Origin of the sequence: Pyrococcus sp. (genome assembly GCF_030153625.1) — an archaeon.
Lineage (GTDB): Archaea > Methanobacteriota_B > Thermococci > Thermococcales > Thermococcaceae > Pyrococcus > Pyrococcus furiosus.
Window position 1 is genome coordinate 1 of the sequence record NZ_JASKLM010000077.1, and the last position, 5,547, is coordinate 5,547.

Below are 5,547 nucleotides of genomic sequence, written 5' to 3' on the forward strand. Positions count from 1 at the left end.
ACTACCTTCCCAAATATTAGATCAAGGTAATCTGTCTGCCGTCAGGAATAATTTCGATTTCTTTGGCCATAATATTTTCAAATACCCACTCGCCATTTATAATCTCGGCTTTAGAAAGAGAAAAGGACTTATAATGACTACTATATTCGAAGTTACTGCCTCGTTTTCTTTTGTCTATCATTTCTTTTACTGGAAAAGATATTATTCCTCTCTTATCAACTACTTCTTCTCCAATTTTAGGTTTTTTATTGGCTATCTTTATACCTTTATAACAAGAATGGATAACAGATCCTAAAAGCATGTCCGCTAACTGAAGCATATTGGCGTGGATGTATTCTTCTGTATCTTCTTTAAAATCTTTGTGTTGCGATGATTGATGAACAATTTCAGATGTCGGAGATATTTTAACATAATCTCTTAAAGGTCTAATCAAATCGTCTATTAAACGCCATAAAATCCGATCCTCACTTAGTTTGCGATGATAAGGTCCCCCATCCGAGATTATTTTTAGTATTTCGACAGAGTGATTTTTATCGTATAAGTAATGAACTGCGCCCTTGAGAAGCATTCTTAATAGAGTTTCATGATATCTTAATTCCTTTTCTTTTTTATCCCCACCATATGAATTTAAGTGAGTCATTGGATAAAATATTATAGCCATCTTGCAAAAAAGGGGGTTAGAAAAAACGTTATTTCTTTCGCTTTTTAAAGCATCTACAGCCATCTCTATAAGTTCTTTTTCGGCCTGATTATACTTTGTCCACTTTTCCCCGGAAATACTACTAAAATGAAATTTATGGTCAGCATTATAATTTTTTCTAATCTTTTTGATTTCATCATAGATTTTATCTAGTGGATCATATGTTTCTTTCATATCACCAAATAAAGTTCCTTTACGCTCTATAACGAGCTTTTTAGGAATAAAAAGCAGAATCTGCCCTTTCAAGTTTGTATTTTCAATCTTCTTTGTTTCATCATGATAAACTACAACCACGCTATGTACTTTCTCATTCATTTATATTACCTCCTCAAATAGGTGATCATGTCAAAAATCAAATCATCTCCGCTGTGGAATCTTGAATAGAGCAGATTTAACGACTATATTCCTTTTCCAGTAAGGGGGATTCTCAGATCCATAGCCGATTTTAGAGTCTAGTAAAGACATTTTTCTGATTTTTCTTAGCTCTACAATCTTCTCTGGAGACAATGGTCTCCATGTTTCCAAGTATTCTTCACTGTGAATTATGTATTCGGGAGTTAGAGTATTCGTGCTATTCAGGGGATAAACAGAGTAATCCAAAAGATCGCCCCATCCCATATTTCGTTTTTTACCTATGCCCAGCTTCTTCAAGACGGAAAGCAGTTCCTTAAGGTCATCTCTAGACACTCCATCAACAATCGCAGCCCATAGTAAATTGGTCACATATATTTTCACCTGGTAATCAACAGCTTTGTATGGTCCACGTTGAGGATCAGTTTGAGAATTAGGGAAACTCTTGACGTTTAGCTTAACTCCCAATTGCTTGCGGATAAGTGCAGTTTTAATAATATCATCCCTACGTCCGAGTCGGAGGAATATCTGAGAAGTTTCCGCCTTGTAAAGGTGATGCCTTTCTGAAGACTCATAACGTGCATCGTTACCAACAGAGAACTTTACCTCAAATCCCATTGGAGTCGTGACTATAAGGCTATTATTCTCTCTAATGGCAGGTAGCAGGTAAGAACTGCGAATTTCAGAATTCCACTCAAGTTCCTTTGATGTTAAGGTGTCTTCTAAATATTGGATTCTCCAATCTGAACTGGTAGATAGTTTGGCTTTGTAGTACTCTGCAAATGCTAGTGCCCCATCAAAAGGTATAAACTCTTGGGAAAGGATATTGGGGCTTGATAAGGAGAGAGAAAATGGAAAAACCCTGAATTTCAAAGTGATTAGGTACATCGTAGGCTCCTCCTAGCTAGAGTTCAAAGATTAAGATGTTATTCCTCTTCTTGTTGCTCCTCTTTGTCTTCTTTCACAAAATAACTGTTGGGATCTGTTTTTAATGCATTTAGTATTTTCTTTAGATTATTGCTATTTGAAATGTAGTTATCATAAGCCTGTATGAACTTCTTTTGTTCTTCTTCTGAAACACCCACTATCTCTATCTTTACTTTACCTAAGCCTCCAGCAACGCGGCCTCCTACATTGCTCAGGCGCTTAAGTGTCTTTATTACTAACCCCCATTCTTCATCACTCATAGGTATTACATCTTCAACATAGCTGTAGAATACTGTTCCTGGAATAACTACCTGACGGTATAACCTCTGTTGAATCGCGCTGTCCTCTGGTTTTACTTCTTTAGGCTCACCCTGAATTTCGTTTAAGAGTTCTTTTAATTGCATGACCTTACTTGTGTCGTCCTTACGAGTAATTAGAACTGAGTGAACAATATCTTTCAAAAGAGATGGTACTTCTTTGTCATTTTGTAATACTCCAAGGTCCTTTAACAAGGACTTAGTCTCCTCAGTGAGCGGATAGCCGATGCCAACCTTCAGTTTTCCAGGTATGATGATTTTTTTGATAGCAACGCCCATTATCGATAGTGGTAATAACAGATAGACATATTGTTCCATAATATTCTTAATAATATTGGGTTCAACCTTCGATTGTTCATTGTCTTTTCCAGCAAGGATTCCACCGCTAAAGAGCGACAAAAGTGTTCCAATGTGCGCTTTTACATCCTTATTGTTGTTTTTAGCATTGGAAATCACATCCTCGAGGAACTGAAGTGCCATCTGATCTCTAAGAACGCCTCTAAGGCTATTGCCGGGAAGCACGGGGACATCGATAGGCTTACCATCCTCCCCAATAACGGGCAGGGAATAAAGCAATGTTTCTATTCCTATGGACTCGTAGCCAACGCTTATGGGTTCAAGAGCCTTCATTTTCAGTACTACCTTCATTCTTGTCACCTCCTATCGCCTCAACATAAGCAGCATACAAAACAGTACTCAAGTAGGGATACTTTTTCAAAAAATCTATAACTTCCTCCTCATGCTCTTTGGCTTTTTCATAAATATTTTTGAAAGAACTTCCCTTTTCTCTCGATATAAAAAGAGAATCTCCAGCTATCTGACTTAGAAGCTTTTCAATGAACTCCCTAAGAGTGTTTGAACTCTTTGCAACTACTGCGATTCTTTTTGCAAGAATCGAATATTTTTTCTCTCTAACTTCCTTTCCAACTTCACTCCAGTCCACAAGGCTGTCTAACCCAGCCAATAGCTGAGTAACTAACTCCTCAATGTTTTCTTTTTCTTGCACGAGACCCACCTCCTTTTATCTTAACTTCTGGAACACCAAAAATTGGAGAATACACATCCCTAAGCTTTTGGAGTAGATAAATTCCTAATTCTGGATTTGAAGCATAAACTTTTCTTAAGACTAAAAATTCTTCTGGAAGTAAGTCTTTTTCATTGCCAGGGAAAACTACGCTTGAATGGAGTCCACTTTGAAGGATGAATTTCTTCTTCTGGTAGCCCAGTGCAACTGTCATTGCCTGAGGAGTAATCTCTATCTCATAGGGATACACTAAAACTGTTGGATTCAAGAAAAACTTTATTATCCACTCCTCTTCTTTTTTAATTGAACCTTCTTTGGAATCTTTAGTTTTATTAAAATAAAGAGAATAATAAATCTCACTTAGCAACTCTAACCAAATTTTTGATGAAATGCTCCTTATAAACTCTGTCTCCTTAAAGATTGGAACATCATGAAGGATCTTAACGTTTGGGATTAATACCTCTTGAGGGATATATTCGTTTAGCCCTTGGAGTCTGAATAGCTCCTCGATCTCAAATCCCAACTTACATGCAGGGCATGCAACTCCTGCGTTTCTTAGTAGCAACCATCTGTCTGTAAACCTATCCCTCAAGACGCTACTAATCTTTTCGTTCTCTGCAATTGGTTCTCCTGGTTCACCACAGAAAATGCATGTCTCATCGTTATTGAATCTACCAGTTAAGGAGCTTGCGATCTTATCGAGATCTATCTGTTCGAATGCACTTTTCTGCTTCTTTTTCTCCAAATCATCAAGCATCTCCTTAATAACATCTTTTAAAGCCAGTTGTCCAAATCCAGCATCCACATAGAGAAGATATGTATCTCTGGAGCTTGTCAGATACACTGTGGATAATGCCGCTCCAAAGGGAATCCTGATGCCACGGATCTTTTTTGCATTTTTGTCTACGTCAATAACGACATTTGATTCTTCATAGTATTCAAAATAAAACAAATCCCCATGAAATCTTGAGGGAAGAGGTATTATCATAGTTTCATTATCGATCTCGATTTTCCAGTTCTCTTTCTTTATATACTCTGCGGCTTCTTCAATTGTGCTAACTCCGTTGAGCGGTCTGTATTCATACCGTATCCTTGAAACTCCAAGAATTTCTTGGAATCTTTCCGAATATTTTTTGCTTAACATTTCAATTAATTTTCTCCTCAAAAGGGCAAGAAGAAACATCCTATACGGTCCAGCAACTCTTAAATGCTCAGTAATTATGAACTCTTGTGATTCAGGCAGGCTAAACGGAATTCTAACTTCCAAACCAGATAAGGCGCCACTCTGCTCAATTTGACGTATTTTATTGTCGTTTTTACCATGGTGTCCTCCTATAATTTTCCCGATATTGGGTATACCTCCAATCTGTGAATACAACTCGTCATCTTTTATAAAATGATACCACTTTGTTTGCCTAAAATCAAACATAGGCTTAAAATAGTCATGGATTAGCGCCGCTAAAGTGACCTCTCGTGAGTTAAGCCTTAATGAGGCTGCTGAGACCACTATCAAATGGTGAGTTAGTTCATCCAAATGTGGCATTCCTGTGTTAATATCAGTTCTAGCTAAAGTACCCTCTATCAATGGAGCTCTTTCAGCTACATTCCTCTTTTCACATTTTCTTTCTCCCATCAACCTTCACCATCCCAAACCCCATGCTATTTTTACTTCCAAATCCAGCCTTGTAGCCTACTTCCAAGAGCTCTCTGCTTCCCTTTGCGATAAAAACCATCTCAACGCATCTGTGCCAGGTATTCTTGACCTTAATCCTCTTCGGCTTAACGTTCAAGGGCTTTATTTCAAGCTCATTGCTTTCAGGATCCTTTCCGTGAAGGATTCGATACTTCTTCACCAGGTTCTTTCTTATTACTTCGCAAAATCTTTCATCGCTTGGGTAGAGGTCTAAGCATCTCTTAACAGCACCACTTTTTTCAACATTTGAGGCATATATTGGGCTCATTGTAATAAATCTCTCCTTAGAGCTAATTTCTGGCTCTTCCAAAACTTGAATTTCCGAAACAAAAAACTCTGCACTGTTTATTTTTACATCTGGATCCACCAAAAATCCCTCTGCAAGCTTGACCATCATATCGTTCCTTGGACTTGAAATGAAAAAGTAAGCTGAGCCCTTAATGAGAATTTTTTCACCTTCAATCCTGTAATCCTCCGCAAATATCTTGCTGAACGTGAAGAACTTCGGCCCGAATGGCTTGTGGAGCTCAAGGGA

Annotated in this window: 6 protein-coding genes; all 6 read right to left on the reverse strand. The window is 37.8% G+C overall.

Annotated elements, in window-relative coordinates:
* Positions 1-16 precede the first annotated feature (16 nt).
* The gene (locus PWP39_RS09670) at positions 17-1,015 is read right to left on the reverse strand and encodes a DUF3800 domain-containing protein (protein WP_288073578.1); all 999 of its coding nucleotides are present in this window, start codon (positions 1,013-1,015) and stop codon (positions 17-19) included.
* A gap of 42 nt (positions 1,016-1,057) precedes the next feature.
* Positions 1,058-1,939 (reverse strand): hypothetical protein, encoded by an 882-nt coding sequence (locus PWP39_RS09675; protein ID WP_288073579.1) that lies wholly within the window; start codon positions 1,937-1,939, stop codon positions 1,058-1,060.
* Positions 1,940-1,977: 38 nt separating this feature from the next.
* Entirely contained in the window at positions 1,978-2,943 is a 966-nt protein-coding gene (locus PWP39_RS09680; protein WP_288073581.1) for an RAMP superfamily CRISPR-associated protein, read from the reverse strand.
* Positions 2,912-3,301, reverse strand: coding sequence for a hypothetical protein (locus PWP39_RS09685; protein ID WP_288073583.1), 390 nt, complete (start codon positions 3,299-3,301; stop codon positions 2,912-2,914). Before PWP39_RS09685 ends, PWP39_RS09680 begins: the two co-directional genes overlap by 32 nt.
* Positions 3,279-4,952 carry a hypothetical protein gene (locus tag PWP39_RS09690; protein WP_288073585.1) on the reverse strand — a complete coding sequence of 558 codons (1,674 nt, stop codon included), beginning with the start codon at positions 4,950-4,952 and terminating at the stop codon, positions 3,279-3,281. The genes PWP39_RS09685 and PWP39_RS09690 overlap by 23 nt, the downstream gene beginning before the upstream one ends.
* Positions 4,933-5,547 (reverse strand): CRISPR-associated endoribonuclease Cas6 (cas6, locus tag PWP39_RS09695; protein ID WP_288073586.1); only part of this gene is annotated, 615 nt, incomplete at its 5' end. The genes cas6 and PWP39_RS09690, both read right to left, overlap by 20 nt.

What these genes read in the sequence shown, in the direction of transcription:
- PWP39_RS09680 (WP_288073581.1), bottom strand. Translation starts at nt 2,943, where the DNA reads ATGAAGGTAGTACTGAAAATGAAGGCTCTTGAACCCATAAGCGTTGGC.
- PWP39_RS09675 (WP_288073579.1), bottom strand. Translation starts at nt 1,939, where the DNA reads ATGTACCTAATCACTTTGAAATTCAGGGTTTTTCCATTTTCTCTCTCC.
- PWP39_RS09690 (WP_288073585.1), bottom strand. Translation starts at nt 4,952, where the DNA reads ATGGGAGAAAGAAAATGTGAAAAGAGGAATGTAGCTGAAAGAGCTCCA.
- PWP39_RS09670 (WP_288073578.1), bottom strand. Translation starts at nt 1,015, where the DNA reads ATGAATGAGAAAGTACATAGCGTGGTTGTAGTTTATCATGATGAAACA.